The 23,559-nt window shown below is 41.4% G+C and carries 18 protein-coding genes and 1 riboswitch; of the genes, 8 read left to right on the top strand and 10 right to left on the bottom strand.

Annotation, left to right across the window (positions count from 1 at the left end):
- Positions 1–5 precede the first annotated feature (5 nt).
- Entirely contained in the window at positions 6–398 is a 393-nt protein-coding gene (locus M472_RS37880) for a hypothetical protein (protein ID WP_144062749.1), read from the bottom strand.
- 166 nt (positions 399–564) lie between these two features.
- Here M472_RS37880 and M472_RS37875 point away from each other — a divergent pair, with 166 nt between their 5' ends.
- From M472_RS37875 to M472_RS37855, 6 genes are all read left to right on the top strand, one after another.
- Positions 565–2,436, top strand: coding sequence for a sensor histidine kinase (locus M472_RS37875; RefSeq protein ID WP_021071197.1), 1,872 nt, complete (start codon positions 565–567; stop codon positions 2,434–2,436).
- Between the two features lie 19 nt (positions 2,437–2,455).
- The gene (locus M472_RS37870; RefSeq protein ID WP_021071196.1) at positions 2,456–3,142 is read left to right on the top strand and encodes a response regulator transcription factor; all 687 of its coding nucleotides are present in this window, start codon (positions 2,456–2,458) and stop codon (positions 3,140–3,142) included.
- Between the two features lie 91 nt (positions 3,143–3,233).
- A riboswitch (SAM riboswitch) is annotated at positions 3,234–3,337 on the top strand.
- Positions 3,338–3,409: 72 nt separating this feature from the next.
- The gene (gene metE, locus M472_RS37865; protein ID WP_021071195.1) at positions 3,410–5,722 is read left to right on the top strand and encodes a 5-methyltetrahydropteroyltriglutamate--homocysteine S-methyltransferase; all 2,313 of its coding nucleotides are present in this window, start codon (positions 3,410–3,412) and stop codon (positions 5,720–5,722) included.
- Between the two features lie 348 nt (positions 5,723–6,070).
- Positions 6,071–6,247 (top strand): hypothetical protein, encoded by a 177-nt coding sequence (locus M472_RS45645; RefSeq protein ID WP_022829403.1) that lies wholly within the window; start codon positions 6,071–6,073, stop codon positions 6,245–6,247.
- Between the two features lie 5 nt (positions 6,248–6,252).
- Positions 6,253–6,786, top strand: a complete 534-nt coding sequence (locus M472_RS44615) for a DUF4833 domain-containing protein (protein WP_022829402.1) — start codon at positions 6,253–6,255, stop codon at positions 6,784–6,786.
- 58 nt (positions 6,787–6,844) lie between these two features.
- Positions 6,845–7,267: a 6-pyruvoyl trahydropterin synthase family protein gene (locus M472_RS37855; RefSeq protein WP_021071193.1), complete on the top strand. Its 423-nt coding sequence runs from the start codon at positions 6,845–6,847 to the stop codon at positions 7,265–7,267.
- On the opposite strand, the gene M472_RS37850 is transcribed toward M472_RS37855, so the two are convergent.
- The 5 genes from M472_RS37850 to M472_RS37830 form a co-directional block, all read right to left on the bottom strand.
- Positions 7,264–8,031, bottom strand: coding sequence for an exodeoxyribonuclease III (locus M472_RS37850; protein WP_021071192.1), 768 nt, complete (start codon positions 8,029–8,031; stop codon positions 7,264–7,266). The genes M472_RS37855 and M472_RS37850 overlap by 4 nt on opposite strands.
- Positions 8,032–8,070: 39 nt before the next feature.
- A complete protein-coding gene (locus M472_RS37845) occupies positions 8,071–8,829 on the bottom strand; it encodes a peptidylprolyl isomerase (protein WP_021071191.1) in 759 nt (252 codons plus the stop codon).
- Between the two features lie 9 nt (positions 8,830–8,838).
- Positions 8,839–9,186 (bottom strand): hypothetical protein, encoded by a 348-nt coding sequence (locus tag M472_RS37840; RefSeq protein WP_021071190.1) that lies wholly within the window; start codon positions 9,184–9,186, stop codon positions 8,839–8,841.
- Between the two features lie 138 nt (positions 9,187–9,324).
- On the bottom strand, positions 9,325–9,759 hold the full coding sequence (locus M472_RS37835) for a low molecular weight protein-tyrosine-phosphatase (protein WP_021071189.1): 435 nt from the start codon (positions 9,757–9,759) through the stop codon (positions 9,325–9,327).
- Between the two features lie 87 nt (positions 9,760–9,846).
- The gene (locus M472_RS37830; RefSeq protein ID WP_021071188.1) at positions 9,847–11,406 is read right to left on the bottom strand and encodes a Do family serine endopeptidase; all 1,560 of its coding nucleotides are present in this window, start codon (positions 11,404–11,406) and stop codon (positions 9,847–9,849) included.
- 211 nt (positions 11,407–11,617) lie between these two features.
- Between M472_RS37830 and dapF the strand changes: the two genes are divergently transcribed.
- Complete coding sequence (gene dapF, locus M472_RS37825) at positions 11,618–12,409, top strand: diaminopimelate epimerase (protein ID WP_021071187.1); 792 nt, start codon at positions 11,618–11,620, stop codon at positions 12,407–12,409.
- Positions 12,410–12,600: 191 nt separating this feature from the next.
- Entirely contained in the window at positions 12,601–15,483 is a 2,883-nt protein-coding gene (locus M472_RS37820; RefSeq protein WP_021071186.1) for a DEAD/DEAH box helicase, read from the top strand.
- Positions 15,484–15,497: 14 nt separating this feature from the next.
- Here the strand turns inward: M472_RS37820 and M472_RS37815 are convergent, their stop codons facing one another.
- Genes M472_RS37815 through M472_RS37800 form a run of 4 tightly spaced genes read right to left on the bottom strand, consistent with a single transcriptional unit; the run spans position 15,498 to position 23,541 of the window.
- Positions 15,498–16,805: a phenylacetate--CoA ligase family protein gene (locus tag M472_RS37815; RefSeq protein ID WP_021071185.1), complete on the bottom strand. Its 1,308-nt coding sequence runs from the start codon at positions 16,803–16,805 to the stop codon at positions 15,498–15,500.
- The gene (locus M472_RS37810) at positions 16,772–18,433 is read right to left on the bottom strand and encodes a C45 family peptidase (protein ID WP_021071184.1); all 1,662 of its coding nucleotides are present in this window, start codon (positions 18,431–18,433) and stop codon (positions 16,772–16,774) included. Before M472_RS37810 ends, M472_RS37815 begins: the two co-directional genes overlap by 34 nt.
- Positions 18,426–19,982 (bottom strand): phytoene desaturase family protein, encoded by a 1,557-nt coding sequence (locus M472_RS37805; protein WP_021071183.1) that lies wholly within the window; start codon positions 19,980–19,982, stop codon positions 18,426–18,428. Before M472_RS37805 ends, M472_RS37810 begins: the two co-directional genes overlap by 8 nt.
- Positions 19,948–23,541 carry a 1-acyl-sn-glycerol-3-phosphate acyltransferase gene (locus M472_RS37800; RefSeq protein ID WP_158499924.1) on the bottom strand — a complete coding sequence of 1,198 codons (3,594 nt, stop codon included), beginning with the start codon at positions 23,539–23,541 and terminating at the stop codon, positions 19,948–19,950. Before M472_RS37800 ends, M472_RS37805 begins: the two co-directional genes overlap by 35 nt.
- Between the last annotated feature and the right edge of the window lie 18 nt (positions 23,542–23,559).

Here is a 23,559-nt window from a genome sequence, read left to right as displayed (position 1 = left end):
ATTAATCACTTTATACGCAAATGCGTTGTTTTCAGACGGGGAATAGATTTTTGATCATCTTCCATTTTATCCAACTGCTCAGTCCCAGGCATTGCGGCACAGTTTTTTCCAGAAAGCCGCACTACAGGCATTCTCGAAGTCGACACACCCTCTTCCGGACTTTTATACGCGTTAGGAATCTCAACTGGTCTTAGACCGTAATTTCTCAACAAAGAGTCAGTTCCGTTCACTTTGAATGTATCAATTTTCGGAATATTGAATTCAAAATCAGGCACACAACATCTATAACCTTTTTTAGCTTTCTTCTCAGGAACTACCTCTTGTGCCCACACCAAGCCGGACATTAACATAAAAAAAGAAAAACTAAAACCTATTCTTTTCACTATATTAGAATTCATATTTTTCATAATCAATAAAAAAGAAAATGTATGAACCATACATACACCCATATTTTAATAAAAATACAAATATTATCAACAATACCACCTCCTCTAATTCCTTAAACCGCTGTTAAATAGTGTTAAAGAGAACTTCAAGGTATAATACATTACTATTTTTGTAACAATGAAGAAAAAAAGCATCTCACTGATTATAGGTTTAATGTCTATTGCCCTACTTGGCGTAGTGGCCATGCAATACTATTTCATCCGGGAGACCTACAAACAGAAATCCATTCTTTTTGACGAAGCAATCAACACTTCATTAGCCAAAGTCGCTGCAGAGATTGAAAAGAGTGAGATGTCCAATAACATTGAATTCATAACTCGAGCCAACCAAGAAAAGCACGAGGCCGAGCAGAAAAAGCAAAGAATGCTTGCAGAACAGCTGCGTATACAGCGACAAATAGAAAAACTACGGTTAAAACAGGTTGACGTTGAAAACATATTTAGAGAAGAAGACGAAAAGCTAAAAGCAATTTTTGCCAATATCACCTATATTGAAAACTGGTTCTACGAAACCTATTTCCGTAAACGTCAAAACCAGCGATATATAGACATCAGCCTTGTTCAAGAGCGCATTCCAGGAACTTCTCTAGCACAGAGTTTTGTTGTCGTATCTGCTACTCAGGAACTGCCACGCGTCAGTGCAAAAGATGACTCCGTTCGATATGTGGTCTCCACTATCGATGGTCTAGGCATCGTGCGTGACTATAGGATTGCGACCTTACCACCCAAAGCAGATGCAAAGATTGCTTTTGAACTTATGGAACTCCGATCACAATTAGAAACACTCAACAGAGAGTTTCTAGCGGACAAGAAAAACGCATTGGCAGGAGCAGAAAATGCATTCGACACCCTCGCCATTTTAGGAGGAAAGAAAGTTGGCGTTGTCGAAGACTTCGCCCTAAGTATACAGCTTTCCAATAGACCGCTTGAGCAGCGCGTAAACCAGGGTCAGGTTCAAAAGCTACTTCAGGAAGAACTCCAATCTCGGGGTATCAATTCGCCATTCAATATCGAGATCAGAGATCGCTCCAGAATCATATATCATAGTCCTGACGCAGAGACCCTTGCCGCAACAAACAAGTCCCCACGTTATACCACAGCCTTGTTTAAAGGGGATTACGGCGAGCAACCTACCGGACGCCTGAGCATATATTTTCCAAATAAAAAAAGGGTTATCGTAGACAATATGAGCTACCTCATAATCCCCACACTTACCCTATTTGCCTTACTTATTGGTTGTTTTGCCTACACGCTATCGATCATCTTCAAGCAGAAGAAAATTTCAGAAATGAAAACAGACTTTATCAACAATATGACTCACGAGTTCAAAACTCCAGTGGCGACTATTATGATTGCAAGTGAATCTCTGAGAGATCCCGAAATAGCATCAAACGAACAACGCGTAAATAAACTAGCAAATATTATATACGACGAAAATGTACGACTAGGCAGTCACATCGAACGCGTGCTCAATATAGCTAAACTAGAAAAAGAGAACCTAAGAATAGAGCGCACTGAAGTCCAGGTCAACTCCTTACTGGAAGGCGTATTGGACAGCATGCAATTGCAACTGCAAAAAGCTCAGGGAAAAATCAAAGCTGACCTATCGGCCACTAAAGACTTAGTCATTGGAGACGAATTGCATCTTTCTAATGTATTCTTTAACTTAGTTGACAATGCGATAAAATACAGCCCGAATTCTCCAGAGATACAAGTAAAAAGCCACAACTCGAAAGAAAACATCATAATATCAATTTCTGACAAGGGAATGGGCATGACAAAAGAACAACAAGAAAAAATATTTGACCAATTCTACCGAATTCCTACAGGCAATTTACATAACGTAAAAGGTTTTGGACTGGGATTAAGTTATGTCCATGATATCATTAAGAGGTTAGATGGAAAAATTCAGGTAAAAAGCGAAAAAGATAGAGGCACAACTTTTGAGATAACATTACCATTAAAATCAAAAGACATCGATAACTCATAAACAAAGACAACAAACCACTATGCAAAAGATATTATTAGCAGAAGATGACCCTAATCTAGGTGAACTCTTAAAAGACTACCTAGAATTAAAAGGAAAATACGAAGTAGTTCTTTGCCAAGATGGAGAGCAAGCATTAGAGCAGTTTCGAAAAGACAATTTCGATCTTTGTATTTTCGATGTCATGATGCCTAGAAAAGATGGGTTCACATTAGGAAAAGAAATCAGGAAAATAAATCAGACCATCCCCATTATTTTTGCCACGGCCAAAGGAATGATGGAAGACAAAACCCAAGCCTTTGAATTGGGAGGAGACGACTATATAACAAAGCCATTTCGTGTCGAAGAACTTTTACTACGTATTAACGCTTTGCTCAAACGAGTATCTAAAGACAAAGAAGAAGAACTTGCAGACAAATTTGAAATTGGCGGGTATTTTTTTGATTATACCAGTCAGATTATATCCTACAAAGGGCAACAGCAAAAACTATCGACCAAAGAAGCAGAATTGCTACGTCTACTCTGCTTAAAAAAGAACGATGTTCTCACACGCGAGGAAGCTCTCATCAAGATCTGGCATGATGACAACTACTTTACTGGTCGCAGTATGGATGTTTTTTTAAGTAAGCTTAGAAAGTATCTTAAAGAAGACCCTAATGTAGAGATTGTCAATGTCCATGGTAAAGGATACAAACTGCTCGTGAGCTAAAATCGTATAACCTCAAGAACAAAGAAAGACGAAAACGAATCTGTTTTTGTCTTTTTTTTTGTAATATCAATTCTTCTCTTTAATTTAGCAGCGCTTATAGAGAAAGGCAGAGGGACTAGACCCGATGAAGCCTTAGCAACCTGTCCCTTGACAAGGTGCTAAATTCTATCCGCCAGCTGGCGGAAAAGATAAGCCGAAGTTTCTGATCCAAGAACTCTCTCTACAGCATTATTTTTTTATTAAAAAACATTTTAAAAAGGGAATAGTATGTTAATTACCAACAACTTAGGTTACCCAAGAGTGGGACCTTTCCGCGAACTAAAAAAAGCTAATGAGGCGTATTGGGCTAAAAAGATTTCTGCGGAAGAATTACTTCAAACAGCCAAAGAAATCCGTCAAGCAAATTGGAACACACAAAAGAATGCCGGAATTGATTTAATTCCTTCCAATGATTTCTCTTTTTATGATCAAGTATTGGATCTTTCCTTAACGTTAGGTGCGATACCGGCTCGTTACAGCTCTTTATTGGATAAAGCAGACAACGGCTACAGTTTAGATCTGTACTTCGCTATGGCTCGCGGTTTCCAACAAGACGGAATAGACGTTACAGCGTCCGAAATGACCAAGTGGTTTGACACAAACTACCACTACATGGTTCCTGAATTTACAAAAGGACAGACATTCAAACTTAGTTCAGAAAAGTTCTTAAATGAATACAATGAAGCTAAAGCTCTTGGTATCGACACCAAGCCAGTTATTATCGGCCCCATCACATACTTATTGATAGGAAAAGAAAAAGAAACAGGGTTTAACCGTATTGACTTAATTGAAAACCTATTACCAGTTTACGAACAGATCCTGTCCAAGCTAGCTGACGCGGGCGCTAAATACATCCAAATTGATGAACCCTACTTGGCCCTGGATATCGATGCTAAAACAAAAGCTTTATATAACCAAGTTTTTGAAAGATTAAATAGTGCTGCTGGAAATGCAAAACTTATTGCAACCACTTATTTCGAGGCATTACAGGACAATGAAGACCTAGCAGTCAATTTACCTGTACATGCCCTACATATTGACCTGGTACGTGGTGAGAATCAATTAGACACACTTTTAGATAAGGTTCCATCATCACTGACTCTTTCTTTAGGCGTTGTAGAGGGACGTAATATATGGAAGAATGATTATCAAAAATCACTTACAAAAATCCAGCAGGCCGTTAATGCATTAGGTGCGGATCGTGTATGGATAGGCACTTCTTCTTCTCTACTCCACGTACCATTTGATTTGGACAGCGAAAAGAATGAAGAGACACTTCCTGCTGAAGTAAAAAACTGGTTAGCATTTGCCAAACAAAAGCTAGCAGAAGTAAAAGACCTCGCTATATTAGCCAATGGAGACGTTGACGCAACAACAGCCCAACACTTTGAAGCCAACAAAGCCGCCGCAGAAAGCCGTCGTACATCCCCATTAATACACCGACCTGAAGTAAAGGAACGTGTCAGTAATATTACAGATGAAGATGCACAACGCACATCCCCGTTTGCATCACGTAAAGCAGCACAACAAGCAAAATTCAACTTACCATCATTCGCTACAACCACGATTGGATCATTCCCACAGACCAAAGATGTTCGTAAATGGCGTGCAGATCTGAAAAAAGGAACCATTACACAAGAAGAATACGATAAAGCTATTGCTGAAGAAACAGAAAACACCATTCGTCTTCAAGAACAATTAGAGATCGATGTATTAGTACACGGAGAGTTCGAACGCAATGACATGGTCGAATACTTCGGCGAGCAATTAGCTGGTTATGCATTTACACAATATGGATGGGTGCAATCATACGGTTCACGCTGTGTCAAGCCGCCAGTGATTTACGGGGATGTGTATCGCCCGGCAGATATGACAGTGCGTTGGTCAGCTTATGCGCAATCATTGACCAACCGTCCTGTAAAAGGAATGTTGACAGGTCCTGTTACCATCCTTCAATGGTCATTTGTCCGCAACGACCAGCCACGTTCTACCACGACCTATCAAATTGCATTAGCGATATTGGATGAAGTGCAGGCATTAGAAAAATCAGGCATCAAAATCATTCAGATTGATGAGCCTGCAATACGTGAAGGACTTCCTTTACGGAAAGCCGATCAGCAAGAATATTTGAATTGGGCCGTGCGTGCGTTCCGTGTCTCCTCCTCCAATGTTGCAGACGATACACAGATCCATACCCACATGTGTTATTCCGAATTCAACAATGTAATCAAAGATATCGCAGCGATGGATGCCGATGTGATTACCATTGAGACATCACGTTCACAGATGAAATTATTAAATGCCTTCGCTGGCGACTTTAAATATCCAAACGACATCGGCCCAGGCGTATATGACATCCACTCTCCTCGTGTACCTAGCACAGAAGAAATGGTCGATCTATTGCGCAAGGCAAAAGCAGTTGTTCCTTCTGAACAACTTTGGGTCAACCCAGACTGTGGTCTAAAAACACGTGCTTGGCCAGAAACAAAAGCTGCATTAGAATCTATGGTCAAAGCTGCAAAAATATTAAGAGCAGAATAACAACAAAAATTAGTAGTATTAAATAAACTTTAAATCCCAGGAACCAAAAAGCCTGGGATTTTTCACATACCTCTCCCATGGTGATTATTGATATACAAACCAGCGTGTCCGCTATACATTTATTCGTATAGAACCGATCCAACACTGATTCTTTACAATTATTTAAAACGAAAGGAATAAACCTTTTTGCAGCTTACTTGTTAATAATTAAAAGTCAAATATGAAATATTCATGTAGTATAGACTGCCCAAACACCAATACCCGCAGAGCAGCATGCACACCAATAGTAATAAAGTCGTGCACAATGCAATTGGGATATTCCATATAGCAACTGTAAATTATATACATATGAAAAAATTAAGCACTATAACACTAATGATCCTGACTATAATGTCATTGACCAGTTGTGAGATTATTGGAGGTATTTTCAAAGCCGGAGTTTGGTCAGGTATTCTTATGGTAGTCGTCGTTGTTGTACTTCTGGTATGGCTACTGGCCAAGATGTTTGGAGGAAGACGGAATTAAAATCTATGTACAAACAAATATTCATCCCTATCCTCTGCGCCGTCTTATTTTTATGTTCAGCGCAGGCACAAGATGGACATCCCATTCCAAAAGCAAAAGATCTCCTGTTTTACATACAACACAATAGAGGAAAAAACACGTACCTCTACCAAGTCAATAAGAATCCTCAGGGAAATACCGACATGGACGAACCAATCAAAATCAGTAGACAGCTTTTTGATAACAACGCAGAGGTTAAACCATTAACAGCCATACAGCGCAAGTTTGCCTACGGTATAGATTGGAGTTCACATGACAAAAGCAACATGGAGTTCTCCTTGGTTTCCTATCCTGAGCAAAAGCTATATCTACGCAGTATAGATAACCAGACATACTACATAGAAACAACTTTAAATGGCATAAAGATGAAGGTAACGAACCTATTCATTGTACAGCGAGAGGGCACGTCCGGATTAACTACAAAAGTCGATTATATCCTATTCATAGGACTTAATCAACAAGGCAAGCAAGTCCAGACCAAACTAGTCCCAAACGGATAAATTCAAGTTTACCAAGTCTTTTCTACCGAATACAGTGCTTTTTATCTAAGTTTGCAATATGATTACAGCAGAGAGATATCACGATATTTCGTGTGGGCACAGGGTCGTAGGACACGAAGGAAAATGCAGGTACCTACATGGTCACAATTACCGTATACACTTTATTGTTCAAGCAGAAGAATTAGACACAGTCGGCCGTGTAGTAGATTTCTCTGTCATCAAAGAAAAGCTATGTATGTGGCTAGAAGAAAATTTTGATCACAAATTTCTTATTTGGAATGAAGATCCCCTACTGTCAGGGCTCACGGACATAGCAGCAGACAGCCTCGTTCTCGTTCCATTCAATCCCACTGCAGAAAATATAGCAAAGTATCTAGTAGAGCAAATTGGACCACAACAACTCGCCCAATACGGCTGTCGACTAATCAAATGCAAAGTCGAGGAAACGCAAAAATGCGCCGCCTCGTATACATTGATTTAGTCTCCCAATTCGAGTAACACCGGACAATGGTCCGAATGCACAGCATCGCTCAGAATATGAGCAGATTTAATCCGATCTCTCAAGGCTACTGATGCCATATTATAGTCGATACGCCAGCCCAGGTTCTTACCCCGTGATCCAGCTCTGTAGCTCCACCAGGTATAGTTATGTGGTTCCGCATGCAAATGCCTGAATGTATCAATAAAGCCCGAATTAATAAAATTCTCCATCCATTCACGCTCTTCAGGCAGAAATCCCGAAGTATTGGCATTTGACTTCGGATTATGGATATCAATCGCTCGATGGCAAATATTAAAATCACCACACACGATAAGATTAGTCTTTTCTTCCACTAATTTAGTCGCATAGGCTTGAAAATCGTCTAAAAAACGATACTTAAAGGCTTGCCTAGTATCCCCCGTTGTACCAGAAGGGAAATACGTACTCATCACCGAAACGTCATCAAAGTCTGCACGGATAATCCTTCCTTCAAAGTCATAATCCTCATGTCCGCACCCATACTCCACATTTTTAGGAGTCTTTTTAGTTAAAATAGCCGTACCGCTGTACCCCTTTTTTTGTGCCGGATACCAGTAATGTTCGTACCCCATCTGTTCAAAAAAAGCTATTTCAGGAACCTGATCCGGCGTAGCTTTAATTTCCTGCAGACAGACCACATCCGGGTCCACAGTCTTCAACCAACCTATCCAATCCTTCTTCAAGGCTGCCCGTATCCCATTCACATTATATGTTACAATCTTCATTACTAGTCAATTATTAATTAATCACTCAACCAAAACCTTCTACAGCTTATATTTCTTTGACTTAAAAGCATCAAAAAATTCTGTAAGAAATCCTGATTTGGGCTTAAGACCTTGTAATTCCCGGTCCTGATTTACAGCCTCTCTTCTCGTCAATAACCGCACAAACATACGTTCATTGACAACAGGTCTGTCCTGGGCATTTGTTTTGACACCAGCAATACCGTCTACCGCCTCCAATCCATGGACTACCTGACCAAATACCGTATAATTGCCATCCAGATGAGGCGCTCCACCTACAGTCATATATTGCTCACGCTGTAAAGCCGAAAGCTTCTTTCCATTCATTCGAAATTGTTCCAGAGAATCCAATCCTTGGTTTGTAAACCTACGTCCCTGAACAATATAAAACTGTGATGCAGAAGATTGCTTTGCGGGATTATTATCTCGAGCAGCTCCTAACGCTCCTTTTTTATGGATAAGACCATCCTGTATCTCAGAATTCACTTTGTAGTCAGGACCGCCGTTGCCCAGTATGGCATTATCCGCCGCGTTTTTCGAATCAGGATCTCCACCTTGGATCATAAAATTCTGGATTACCCGATGAAAAAGCAAAGAGTCGTAATAGCCATCGTTGACTAATTTCTTAAAGTTATCCCTATGTTTAGGAGTTTCATTATAAAGCTGAATCAAAATATTCCCTTTACCGGTCTTAAGCTCCACATAATAATGCTGTGGCTTCTGCGCCTGCGCTGCCACAAGAAATAGTCCTAAAAAAAAAGTCAGTAAAAATCTTTTCATAAAAATAAGTTATATCACTTCCAGTTCCTGAAAGTAATCAATAATCAACGATTTCATAATTAATTCCTGTTCCAATAAGGTATAATTTGGAATAGCTTTCACCAATTTCCAATGTGGCCATCCCTGTTCGTCGAGCCCTTCAAGCTCATAAAAGCCCATCGAACTAAAGAGCCTACAAGTCGCAATATGCATCAACTCTTCCTTCTCCCGTTTAGAAAATTTCTTTGGCCCTTGGCCCAATTCCTGAACCCCGATTAAAAACAAAACCACCTTTATATCGGGCAATTCCATATCAAAATTTTGAGCGAGAGCCTCTCTCAGGATATTCCATTTTTTATTTACTTCTGCTGCTTTCATATATGTATAACCTGTTTTTTATCTGTCATCCGCCAGCTGACGGACTATGGATGTTTGCACCTTGATAAACATGAGTATTTCATATTTATAAAAAGTCAAAAATAATGATTTCAACAGAAAGAATTGTCATGCCATTCTTTAAGATAACTCCGATATCAACTGCTGACATCGCTTTTCGACCATATCGTATACCGGTTCAAATAGCGCATCGTCAAAATAAGGATCAGGAACAACATCATCATCTAAAAATAATCTGACCTTGTCTTTTTGCTCTGCTGTATTTGCTAAACCTAATACATCCTGATAATTCTGTCTGTCCATGACCAGAATAAGATCATACAAATCGAAAAGTGCTACGGTAAAATGTTGCGCCCGTTGCCCAGAGATATCCACACCATATTTTTTCGCAACAGCTATCGACCGATGATCAGGAGCCTGCCCCACATGCCAGTCTCCCGTCCCTGCCGAATCCACATGCCAATTTAAATTCTTAGCCACAGCCATCTGTTGCAATACACCATGGGCCAGCGGTGACCGGCAGATATTGCCCAAACATACCATTAAAATATTCATCCCTCAAAAATCCAGATTATATATAAAAAAACAAAGTATGGCTTTTTTCGAAACCATACTTTGTTCTTATTTAAACTATTCTACTGTTTAATACTCAATAGGAACATTCAACTCCACCGTACTACCACGTTGAGGAACTCCTTTTATACGTACAATATTACGTTTTGTAGATGCTAGAGCAGATTCGACATCATCCACACTATTCACTGTTTTACCATTAACCTCCGTAATCACCAAGCCTCTTTCTACACCAAAGTATTCGAACACTCCTCCGCGGTGCACTTGAGTCACCACTACCCCAGAAGTAATACCTAACTCTTTCTTACGCGCGTCAGTTGCAGGGATAAAACTCGCTCCCAATTTATTAAAGATCTGCGTTGCACTAGCACTTGATCCTTCCTCATTTGCGGAAGACTTATTAACCTCTTCTCCCTTTAGTGTTACCATAACGTCCTTCTCTTTTCCATCCCTCTTATAGGTAAGCTTCACTTTATCACCTGGACGAAGTCTGGCTACACGTTCTTGCAAATCAGGCGATCCGTAGATAATTTTTCCATCTACCTTAGTAATGATATCCCCCTTCTTAATTCCAGCACCTTCTGCACCACCACCTTTCACCACTTCTTCCACATACAGTCCATTGACATCATCCAATCCGTATTCCTTGCGCACGACACCAACCTCTTTAAAACTAACCCCTACATAACCACGCTTAACACTACCAAATTCTTTAAAATCATCCAAGACCTTCTTAGCAAGACTGATTGGAATTGCAAAACCATATCCCGCATATGTACCAGTAGGCGACGCAATAGCAGAGTTGATACCAATCAGTTCACCACGGGCATTGACCAATGCACCACCACTATTACCTTTATTAATTACCGCATCCGTTTGGATAAAAGATTCAATAGCCGTGCTGACAATCTGCTCAGGTTGTCCACCTTGTCCAAAGCCACGTTGTTGAGAAGGCTCATCCAAGATACCAATACGACGTCCTTTAGCGCTGACGATACCTGCTGTTACGGTAGACTGCAAACCCAACGGATATCCGACTGCCAACACCCACTCTCCAACCTGTACATCATCAGAATTACCTAATTTCACCATCGGAAGGTTCGTAGCATTTACTTTAATCAAGGCCAGATCAAAATTAGGATCACGGCCGATCACCTTAGCTTCAAAACTACGATTGTCCGTTAGTTGGACTTCTATTTTGTCCGCATCTTCAACGACGTGATTATTGGTGACAATATAACCATCAGGCGATATAATTACACCAGAACCAGATGCCTGTGCCTGTCTAGGTTGTGCTGGCTGGCCTCTACGTTGTTGAGGCATACCGAAAAACTCTTCAAACAGATCAAAAGGCGAACCTGAGCCACCGCCACCACGTTGACCACCACGTGTCGTAACAGAAACTTTTATATGCACTACACCTGGCGAAACTGCCGCTGCTGCCTGCGTAAAATCGGGATTACCCGTAGATGACAATGCTGTACTCGTCGGATTACTTGCATAATAGACCTTTTGTTTCTCTTCAAAAGTCATATTATCCAATTGCTTGTTTTCAAAAAACTTGTATCCGCCTACAGCAATTGCCCCTCCTAGGACAGCTGCTAATAAACTTACTCCTATTTTTTTCATATTACTTTGCTGTTTTAATTTCTAACTTTGTTATTCTAAATTAAGTACAAATTGTGTTAGTCAAATGTAGTACCATCACACGGCCTGTCACAACTTTTGTCAGTTAAAATTTGTTAATAAACAGGGACTTTTTTAGGTTTTTAACATGTTTTAACACGTTGACGCACAATTGTAACAAGAATATTAAATTTGATGCATATTTTCAAGTTTTATGGACCAAAAAATTAAATTTCATAAATATCAGGGCGCAGGCAATGATTTCATCCTAATCGACAATAGAGATAAGGTTTTGAATAACATCAGCAACGCGCTAGTAAAGCATTTATGTGATCGCAGGTTTGGAATCGGTGCCGACGGGCTAATGCTGCTACAAAACACCAACGAGCTTGATTTCGAAATGGTCTATTTTAATTCAGACGGCCGTGAAGGCAGCATGTGTGGCAATGGAGGGCGCTGCATTGTCGCATTTGCCCGCGATCTTGGTATCATAAAAGACAAAACTGTCTTTTTGGCAGTAGATGGAGAGCACTATGCAACTATCCAAAGAGAACAGGTAAAACTCGGAATGACTGATGTCAATGAAATTCAAAAAGATGGAGAAGCTTACGTCTTGCACACCGGTTCGCCACACTATGTGACCAAAGCAAACAACCTCACACAGCTCGATGTATACCAACAAGGATATGCGATCCGCAACAACAGTACCTACAGACAGGATGGTATTAATGTCAATTTTGTAGAAAAAGAAGGAGCTGGTTATTTCCTCCGCACCTTCGAACGGGGTGTAGAAAATGAAACCTACGCCTGTGGTACCGGTGCCACCGCTGTTGCTATGGCCATGGCAATCGAAGAAGATTTGAATGGACCTCTTGAAATCCCTATCCGTGCATTAGGCGGACAATTATACGTGTCCTTTGAGAAAAACGGCCAAAGATTTACCAATGTCATACTTAAAGGTCCAGCTAATTTTGTCTATGAAGGATTTATAGCCATAAGCTTATAGCCGATGGCTATCTGCCATCTGCCATCTGCTATCTGCCATCCGCTATCTGCCATCCGCTATCTGCCATCCGCTATCTGCTATAAGCCATCTGCCAATAGCTAATAACTAACAACGAACTATTTACCTTTTTATTTTTACTTTATCGTTATTCGGGTTATATTAGATGCCTTCTTAAGGAAGTATTAGTAAAGATGCGGCAAACAGAAAAATCTATTCGTTACCAATTGGTCTATTCACTCGGTGAACATCCCTATTTAGGCTATCTCATAGAACCACACATTGTACAACTCAATGCCAATGGCAGTCTTTCTTTGTCTTCCAAAAGAGTGTTCTCCAATACCGTTGAAGAATATGCCGCAGCTTTGGATGAGCAGGACTATAAAATAATCAAACTGTTGGACGAAGTCGAACAAACACAGGTCATCAAAAAGTACCATAAAAAAGCCATTCGCCCAGCGGACTACTTTCTCAATATATTCGATCAAAAAATATACGATTATATACGCCCCAAATTAGAGCAGAAATTATTAAAAGCATTAGAATTAATTGGCCAAAAGCCGTTATTCCTAATGAATAAGAAAGACGGCTATTCTGCGGATCAAAAGCTACAAATAGCCCCATTACCGACATCGATTCTATTTCATTTCAGACGAAACGAAGTAGAGACACGTTATTTCCCAACACTGAAATACGATGGGCATCGGATGGAGTTCATGTTCAAAAATGCCGAAGTCATTATCAACGCCCAAGCATGGTTATTAATGGACAATACACTGTACCATTTTAACCAACCATTGGAAGGAAAAAAACTCAGCCCCTTCTTAAACAAACGCTATATCACCGTAACGCGCGCTACAGAGAAAAAATACTTTGAAACATTCGTCGCCAATCTGATAGAAAAAAACAACGTTTACGCCGAGGGATTTGACATTAAGACGATCAAGGAAGATGCCACCCCCGTACTGACCTTAAACTATGTTATCGAAGGACAGTCCCACGTACAGCTTTCGTTCAACTACGGTGATTACTCCTTCTCCTATGGCGGAGATCACAAAATATCGGTACGTCTACAATATGAAAAAGAAAAAGATTGGTATACTTTCTCAAGAATCAAGCGATCCGCTGCCTGGGAAGAAAAACAGCATCAGCACCTTTTAGACTTAGGACTTAAACAAGAAGACTCCCTATTCGGCAGCTATGTTCCAGATCCCGAAAATACGTTTAGCATATTCGACTGGCTCAATCACCACCAAGAAGAACTATTAACTCAAGGCTTCCAAATAAAACAAGACACAGGAGGTAAACAAATCTTTATCGGAAAAACCTCATTGGATATTGAAGTTGTCGAAGATAACGATTGGTTTGATGTACGCGCCTTCGCCAACTTCGGCCCATACAAAATACCCTTTATACAATTACGGGATCATATCCTTAATCATATACAGGAATTCGTATTACCCAATGGCGAAGTGGCTATTATCCCCGAAGAGTGGTTCGCCCAGTATGAACACTTGTTTCAATTTGCACTCAAAAAAGACAGTCTACAGCTTAACAAAGCTCATATCGGAATTCTTCATGAAATATCGGAGCATACAGCACTAAGTATGAGCCGCAAGCTACAACAACTCAGCAATTTCGAAGAGATACAAGAAATAGGACAGCCACAAGGATTCGTTGGTCAACTACGTCCTTATCAACAAGCAGGCTATAATTGGTTCCACTTCCTCCAAGAGTATAAATTCGGAGGAGTACTCGCTGACGATATGGGGTTGGGAAAAACTGTACAGACATTAGCGCTACTGCAAAAACAGAAAGAAGAGTTAAAAGATACGGATCATGCAAAGACGTCTCTACTGATATTGCCGACCTCCCTAGTATACAATTGGCAAAAAGAGGCAGATAACTTTGCCCCCAAGCTAAGAGTTCTTTTACACACCGGCACAAACCGTTTCAAAGATCCTTATGCCTTTACCCATTTTGACTTAGTTATCACCACCTACGGTATTGTCCGTAGCGATGAAGCCATGTTAAGCAAATGCTTTTTTAACTACATCATCTTAGATGAAAGTCAAAACATAAAAAATCCGACATCTAAATCATTTAAGGCAATTAAAGTTTTAAAAAGCCGTCACAAACTAGCCCTCAGCGGTACGCCTGTTGAAAATTCGGTTTCAGATATATGGTCACAGATGCACTTTACAAATCCAGGTCTATTGGGCAGCTATTCGTTCTTTCAAAAAGAGTTTGTCACCCCCATTGAAAAGAAAAAAGACGAGGCCTCCGCCAAAAGACTACAAGCCATCATAAAGCCTTTTGTACTCCGACGGACAAAAAATCAAGTCGCCACAGAGTTACCGCCCAAGACAGAACAGATTATCTACTGCGAGATGACAGAAGACCAATCCGAACGCTACGAGACCACCAAATCGGAGTACCGCAACGCTATACTCGACAGTACGGTACAACAGCAAGGCAAAGGGTCGCAGATTGCATTACTACAAGGCCTAACCAAGCTAAGACAATTGGCCAATCATCCCCAGATGGTGGAAGAAAATTACCAAGCAGGATCGGGTAAGTTCGAAGCTGTTCTTGAAATGCTCGATGCCATATCATCAGAAGGAAACAAGGTTTTGATTTTCTCTCAATTTGTTAAGCACCTCGAAATCTTCAAGAATCACTTCCAAAAACTAAATATTCCTTTTGCCTACCTCGATGGTACCACAAAAAATAGAGCTCAGGCCGTACAGGAATTCAAAACAGATGACAATATCAAACTATTCCTCATTTCAATAAAAGCAGGAGGTGTAGGTCTCAACCTTACCGAAGCCGATTATGTATTTATACTCGATCCGTGGTGGAACCCAGCGGTCGAACAGCAGGCCATAGACAGAAGCCACCGCATCGGCCAGACCCGTAATGTATTCATCTACAAATTTATCAGTAAGGATACTGTCGAAGAAAAAATAGTAGCCATGCAGAATCGCAAGAAATCGATAGCGACATCACTCGTTACCACCGAGGAAAGCTTCGTAAAATCACTATCTCAGGATGACCTAAAAGAGTTATTGAGATAATAAGCACATCAAAGCTATACCCTATTATCGATAAAAGTAATCGGCTTCCGACTTAGCGGATTAAAAACCGACTGTTGCAACTCTTCAAGCACACACAGTTCAATCTTTGGGGCAACACGCAGTTTTGCCCTAAAATGATCCTTAATTCCTCCGATAAACTCTTCCGACGAATTCGCAGACACCAAACGTATCACGATTTCATCCGTACCGATCTCGTTATGAAACAGCTCAATCTGATGCAACAATACTTCAGGAAAACCCGCCAATAGATCATGCATAGCAGGCGGATACAAAGTCGTGCCCTTATATTTGACCATATGCTGCTTTCTCCCTTCCACGGGGCCTATACGATACGTATGACGCCCACAGGCACAAGGTTCTACATGCTTACGCACGATATCCCCTGTTTTAAAACGTAACAGCGGCAAACCCTCCACCCCCAGTGTCGTGACGACAAGCTCACCACTCTCCCCATCCGCAACCACTTCACCCTCATCATCCACAATCTCCGTAATAATCAGATCAGGTTGCACATGTCCCCCCGCAAAACGACCACACTCCGTAAATGCAGCCCCCATCTCCGTAGAAGCGTACGTAGAGTGCAGCTTGATATTCCATTTACTAATAATACGGTCCGTAAGAATCGTATTATTCAAATCCTTGTCACGTAAGGCCTCTCCGATACAGATTACCGCTTTAACACTACTTTTATTATAGTCAATATCATGTTGTTCTGCAAATTCAATCAGCTTCAATAAAAAAGAAGGAACCGCAATCAGATAAGTCGGCTTATACTTCAGTATAGAATCCCATTGCATCTGAGGGATTCCTGACCCCACACGGATTACACCAGCGCCCAATTTTCTCAAACCCAAAAAATACGCCAGTCCCGCCATAAACCGACGGTCGATAGTCGTCATCAACTGCACGCGATCCCCTTGTTTTATTCCTACAGTTTCAAAAGATTGCATCTCATTGGCAGCCAAACGATCCAGATCCTTGTCCGTAAGTCCAAAAGTAACGGGTGTGCCCAATGTTCCAGAAGTTGTACAATAATCAATAATATGCTCAGGAGGCACACACAGAAAATCATCATTATACAGCTGCAGATCATCTTTACAGGTTGTAGGTAATGATTGGAGATCAGACAAGGTCTTCACGTTAGAGACATCGATATTATGCTTCGCAAATAAACGCTGATAAAACGGCGATCGCTCTGCCAAATAGGCCAATTGCTGCTGCAATAGTACCTCCTGAAAAGCTTCAATCGCACGCAGCGAAGAATAAACTATTTCCGATGCTTTCTGTTTGACTTGTCCCATAATTTCTGTATTTCTTTTTCAGTCTGTACCGTAGGAATTTCCAGCGTCAACGCCTTCGAAAACTCGACCATCGCCTTATCGTAATCTCCTCTTTTATACCAATACCGTCCAGCAATATAATAAACTAACCAAAGATTTGGGTTAAGCGCCTTAAAATTTCTGAGATCCTCTTCCGAAATTTCCCTTTTCAAACGTATCGCCTGCATAATACGATCTGATTCGCTTTTATAACGTTCGTAATCTTTATATGCGGCAGACTGCACAAAAGGATCCTCCACTATGGTAAGCGAATCCATGAGCCGAGACCTTCCCACGACAGACTCATCCGAGAAGATAGCCTTCAGATCATAAGCGGTAAACGCTCCCAGCTGATAAGGCGAATTAGATACCCATACCAATTTATCCTCGGGTTTAAAGACCACCGCATGATGGGCCAATAAATGATTTATCGATTTATCATTTCCATAACCGATATCCTCACCTGCCAACCCCTCTTTATCCCTTAATATATCCACCATTTTGGTCGGGTTCAGTTTATCCTCCTGCCCCAACAGTTCTGAAAGCCGGTCATACCTATACTTCGAATGGCTATTCTGAATATGGGCTATATTACGCTTATCAGAAGCATACGTATCGGACTGAAAATGGTTAGTACATAATAATTGTTGGCTGTTTTCGACCTCAAACACATCAAATTTTTTAGGAGATATTTCCAAAAGAACCGCCTTTTTATCATGGGCACTCCCGATCATCAAAGATTCCGAGACAAAAGACCGAGCCTCCTTTGCCACCGCAATTGCCTCTTCAATAGTACCAGCTTTTTCCAAAATCTCACGAGCGACAATAGAAATCGGCCTCCTTGCAGAAAGAGGGATAGATGATTTACCCGCATTCATCGTTACCGTAAGGCCTTCCATATTCATTCCAGAAACAACACCAATCATCCCTGCCCAAGAAATCGACATAAAAGGTATCCCTCCATGAGGTCGCACAAAATTAATAACTTTGTTTTCAGCAAACTCATCATCCACGTAGAAATCAAAATTCCGACCAATCAAAAGTTGTCCATCATCCGTATTATCCCCCCAAGAAGCTACCGACGAGCATCCTACAATTGCCAAATCCCGCAAAGCGTGCCCTAAATCATGCGCGGCGTGCATAAATAATGTCAGACTAAAATTATCACCTGCATACACATATCTGTTATCCAAATGCGTAGACAAAGCATAAATCTCATCAAGATATCCCCTCGGAATATAATCATCCAAGTGCCGGCCATACCAATGAATAAACTTAGATACCAAACGACGCTTCAATCCAGAAGACACCATGCCTTCCAGTTTCCCCATAAAGACCGCCTGTTGATGCCTAAACAAATCCGCTGTCAGCAATCCCATCCGATTCCCCAGACCATAAGAATCGCCCGACACATAAAGTTCCCAAGTACCATACCGATTCTTTACCACATAATCCCGATTGCTCAGAACACGCACCGTATCCTCCTCCCGCACCAGCCGAACTGTATCGACCTGCTCCACAAACGAACGGGCATACCGCTTCGAAATTCTATTCGATGCACAGGAAGAACACACGAGCAACAGAAAAATAAATTGCACGATTCTACTCATCCGTCACTGCTTTAATTTTAGCCAATAAATAGAATCCTCCCCCCAACACCTCCATACACGTAGCCACAGCACCAATGGTCACCCCCAGCACACCATGCATCCCGACACTCTGACCTACAAAAAACAAATTAGGAATCTTTGTCCTAGGAGAAATTTTGGTCTGCATCTCATAATTTACATCCTTTTCAGGTCCATATAGATTCCCTTCGCTCGTACCGATATAATCCCGATAAGACAGTGGAGTAGAAGCGTGCACAGCCAATACCGATTCCCGTAGCGCCGGCCAGCGTACCTCTAATTTATCCAATATCCGATTTATTCTACTATCCTTAAAAGCATCATAATCTTTCCCCCTATCACACACCTCCACCACCGTATTTTTTGACAGGCTCCACGGCCGCACCTCTTCAAATTGCATCACACTGAGACAAGTCAATGTATCCGCATATCCAGGAGCATTCTTATCCTCCGTCATTGACAACATATACATCTCAGGCCATTGCTCCTGTTCATACGCCGGAAGATTCCACATCCCCTGTTTATCCCGATGATAATATAGATTCGACCCAACGTAGGGAACAACTCCCTCTTTCAAAACAAAATGCGCACTGAAAGAAGATACCGTGAGCGGTAAATGCTGTATCCGGTCAACATAGACCGAACGGAACAAAGCATTATCCACCTGTTTCAAAGTTGTTTGTGGCTCCACATTAGAAATAAACAAGTCCGCACGATACTGCTCCCCTGCTTTCGTTTCTACCTTATATATACGACCATCCCGACTATGATACTGTACAACCTCCTGATGCCGTAGCGCAACCCCTCCCAAATTTCGAAGCTGTCTAACCAATTGTTTGCTGATTTGACTACCTCCATTTATGCAACGGTATGAACTCTGTATATATGAATTTACGGTAAGAGCGTGAAGATAAAAAGGTGTTCGTCTCGAATCCCCCGCATACAAAAAGTTGGCACCAGCCAATACAGCACGCAAAGTGACATCAGAAGTCAACTTTTCAAAATAGGCATATACACTCAGTCCCGAAAAAGGGTGCTGATAAGAGACATCTTCAGGTTCCGTTAAATTATACAAAGGAAAAGCCTCACATACGCGCTGTAGATCGCTCACGTATTGCTCCAATGCAGCACTCTCATTTGGAAAAAAAACACACAGTTGTTCGATAAAAGAATCATAACCTTGAGCCAAAGGATACTCCACATCATCATCTCCAAAACCTACATAGTCAAATACCTCCGGCATTTGTTCCAGATGGAGCTTATCCATAATACCCAGATAGGAAAAATAACGGTATAAATTCTGTCCTTTCGACAAGCCACCGATATAATGTACTCCCGTATCAAAAATCTTCTTACTTCGTGAGAAAGTCTGTAGATTGCCTCCAAACTGATTGTTCTTCTCCAGTACACACACACGCTTACCTTCTTTAGCTAAGATAACCGCAGCAGCCAAGCCCCCCAGTCCACTCCCCACAATCACCACATCATAGTCCGACTTAAGCATGCCCCCTCCTATAAAACTGAATACCATTTTCAACGGATTCCAGAACAAAGTTCCTTTCCAGCAACAGATCAAGGTTATTACCACTATTAAGATTTACGATGCAGGGATAATCTAACCATCCATCCCATAGGTAATCCGCCGCAAGTAACAACTTCGATATCACCAGCACATCACTGCGTTGCTGCACAGCGACAAAACGTACCGCTCGAGAAGAAGACCAGTAAATACTTTCAGCCACTTTTCTATGTTCCACCTCTTCGATCAAACCATATACCTTCCGTTTCCCCTGGTGCAATGACAAGAGGTAATCCAATTCTCCGAACGAAGAGCTCCAGTGCAACCAATCCCCTCCCTCTGGCAACTGCCGATTAAGCTCCCAAAACAATTGCTTCCAACGTTTTAGGGAACCTTTTACAGATTCAACGATTTCATCATCTTTATAGAGGTACGCCAAATGGATCTTAGCCACAAAATAATCCGCATTTTCAAGAGCAAACCGTTGGTCTTCAAAATTCGCTTTAAAGGAAGCAGAAATCGCTTTCGTCCTTTCCGAATAAGTCGTACCATAAGTTTCATCCACTACCGAGATACGCTTCCCAACTATCGGACGAAGCTGTCCGGGAAAGATCAACACATCACCCTTAGGCAACACATCACCATTACCATGAATATAAATAGGTAGGATATCCAATTGCAACTGTTCTGCAAGATAAAATGCGCCTTTATGAAAGCGTTTTATCTGATTATCATAGGATCGTGTCCCCTCCGGAAAGACGACAATAGAATATCCCTGTTCCACCTTTGCTCTCAAAAAGTCTAGACTCCCCTCCACCCCATTACTTGTCGGATAAAATCCAAGAACCCGAACAGCCCTTCCAAAAATCGGAGATTTCCAAACCCAGTCATTCACCAGAAAGATCATCTTCGGAACCAACATCCCCATGGTAAGGGTATCTAGAAAAGAACTATGATTACCGATCACTACCGCAGGCTTCTCAAAGCGTTCGCCGTAAGGATTAGCCGTTTTGTTGCTCACCAACGGATAGCCATACAACACCGACTTCATAAACTTAGAGATCAAGTATCTTAAAAGACCATCTTTACGCTCACGTTTGACAGGAATAATAGGAAGCACCAATCGCGCGAAGAAAGAAAGAAAAATACAACCTAAACCATAATATAGGAAAAGCAATAAAGACCAGAACAGAATAAAGACAGTGAACGGTGACTTTCCATGTTTAGCCCGATCCGTAATAAAGAAACGAAAGATAATAGGATAAAACACAAACGTAATCACCACTGCAGCAAAAACCCCGATCAACGACACCGAAGAAATAGAAATCAATGCAGGGTGTTTGGCAAATATCAGCGCCCCAATAGCCAATACAGTCGTCAACACAGCCAATAAAATAGAAGTACGGAACACCTGAAGCTCATCCTCCCCCGTACTATACTGCTTTTGCAAGGCCGCTGTCATAAAAATACTGAAGTCCACGCCATGTCCAAATACCAAAGTACATACGATCGCAGAAAAAATATTAAACTCAAGCCCAAAAAGCCCCATTATCCCAGCCGTTACCAACCCTGTAAGACCGATCGGAATAGCAGCGAGCAACACCAGTTCCAATCGCCTAAAAAACACCCACAGGATTAACAATATAGCCACCGAAGAATACCCTACCAACGCATTAAAATCGTCTCTCAACTTCCCTAAAAAGGTTTCATTCAATTGCTTCCGATCGACCACCACCACGCCAGGCATTTCCTCCAGTTTCTTGACAAGCTGATTTCTATGCTTCTCCTCCAGTTTAACCATCGATGATACGGTAAAGAACCCATTCTTGCTAACAACAAAATCACGGACACCTACATTCGGTAACAGTTCCAAATCCGAGAGTGCCATCGGAGAAAAAGGCTCCCGCAACAGTCCAAAAAACTGCTCATAGGCATCTGCTGTAAATCCATATTCCTCCCCTATATTGCGGAGATTACGTATAACCAACTCTTTATTATGATAATGCCAAAAGGAGTTCCATGCTGCTATTTTAGCTTGTTGAACCTGAATAGGATTCAACAGATCACTTACGTTAGAAAAGTCCAATATAAGCTCCTCCGCCTTAGCTAGATTAAGGTAAGCAGCAATCTCTACATTCCGCTGCAACGCCGTATCCAAGGTATTACCTGTCGCCACCACATACAACGATTTGGCCGAAGTATTCATGAGCTTATCCAGACGGGATTCTGTATCCGCTAAGTCAGCAGGCATATAGTTCAAGCCAGCCAGATCATTATTAAAACGCACTTTACCACTCGTAAATAAACTGACTCCGATCAGGATAATACAAGAAACAAGTAATACCTTACTTCTCTCAAAAGGAAATGCAGCCACCTTATCCAACAAGCTATTATGCCGAAGCTCCTCTTTAGGCTTATAAAGATGTGGAATAATAAGCAACGTGAATACCGAAGAAGCGACCAGCGTAATCGATGCAAAAATTCCCAGATCAATTAATGCTGTAGAATGAACAAAAAGAAGACAGAGAAAAGCCACCGCATTCGTCGTCCCCGACATCAATAGCGGCTTAGTCAACTCTTTAAACAATACTTTTACATCCGTATTCTTCTTGAAGTGGGTCAAAATATGCAAAGCGAAATCTATAGTAATACCAATCAGAACAGCCCCAATGCTCAGTGATATGGCCGAGATCACAGGCTTATACAAGTAAAGGCAGCCCAATGCAAACACCGTTGCAAAAATGGTCGGTATAAACACCAACAACGGAATATACAACTTCCGATAAAACAGAATCAAGAGCACCATCAGCACCGACATCGATAGCAGTATCGTCTTTAGAATATCCCCTTTAATCTGATCCGCATTCGCGACAGCAACCAGTGCAGAACCAAAATAAGAAATACGGACACGTCCCTCATAGGTGCTGTTCCAGATTTTTTGCAAACCATACAGCTCCTCCGCAAAAGCTTTATTCTTCTCCGTCTCGGCACCTTCATATTGGGGGCTTAAAAAGAGAAGTATTTGCGTCGTATCCTTACTTGTTATAAAACCATCATAAAGTAAAAAGTGATCCCCCACACTGATCCGTTGGAGCTTTTGGAGTCCCATTACAGCCAGCCCCAAGGGATCCTTCTGAATAAATTCTCCTAAGACAAAGCCTGATGGCGAGGACAGCGTTTCATAATTTGCTGCCATGCGCTGAGACAATCCCTCTTTAGATATACGTACCGCCAAACTATCATAATCCGACTCATCAAGAAAAAAAAGAATATGCTCATATACAAAATCGTAAGCCTGCCCTATCACTCCTTCATCCAACTGCCCTGTAATCTCGCGGATATAAAGACTATCTTGAGATAAGGTATCCGCAAGACCTTGAGCCGCCTCTACAAGATCCTCCACAGCCGCAGTTGGGGACCGCTCTATAAGAACAGTGATTTTATCCGAAAAATTAACCTGCCGAATCGCTTTTGTAGTTAGATCTGACCGCTCACTCTTTGGGATAATCTGTGTTATATCTTCTTCAAAACGGATCTTAGAAGCCAGAAAACCAAAAAACAATAAAAACAATACCGACAATGTTAGCGC

This window comes from Sphingobacterium paucimobilis HER1398, from assembly GCF_000416985.1.
GTDB classification, from domain to species: domain Bacteria; phylum Bacteroidota; class Bacteroidia; order Sphingobacteriales; family Sphingobacteriaceae; genus Sphingobacterium; species Sphingobacterium paucimobilis.
The sequence above is the reverse complement of the archived record's forward strand: the minus strand, read 5'-3'. Positions and strand labels throughout refer to the sequence as shown.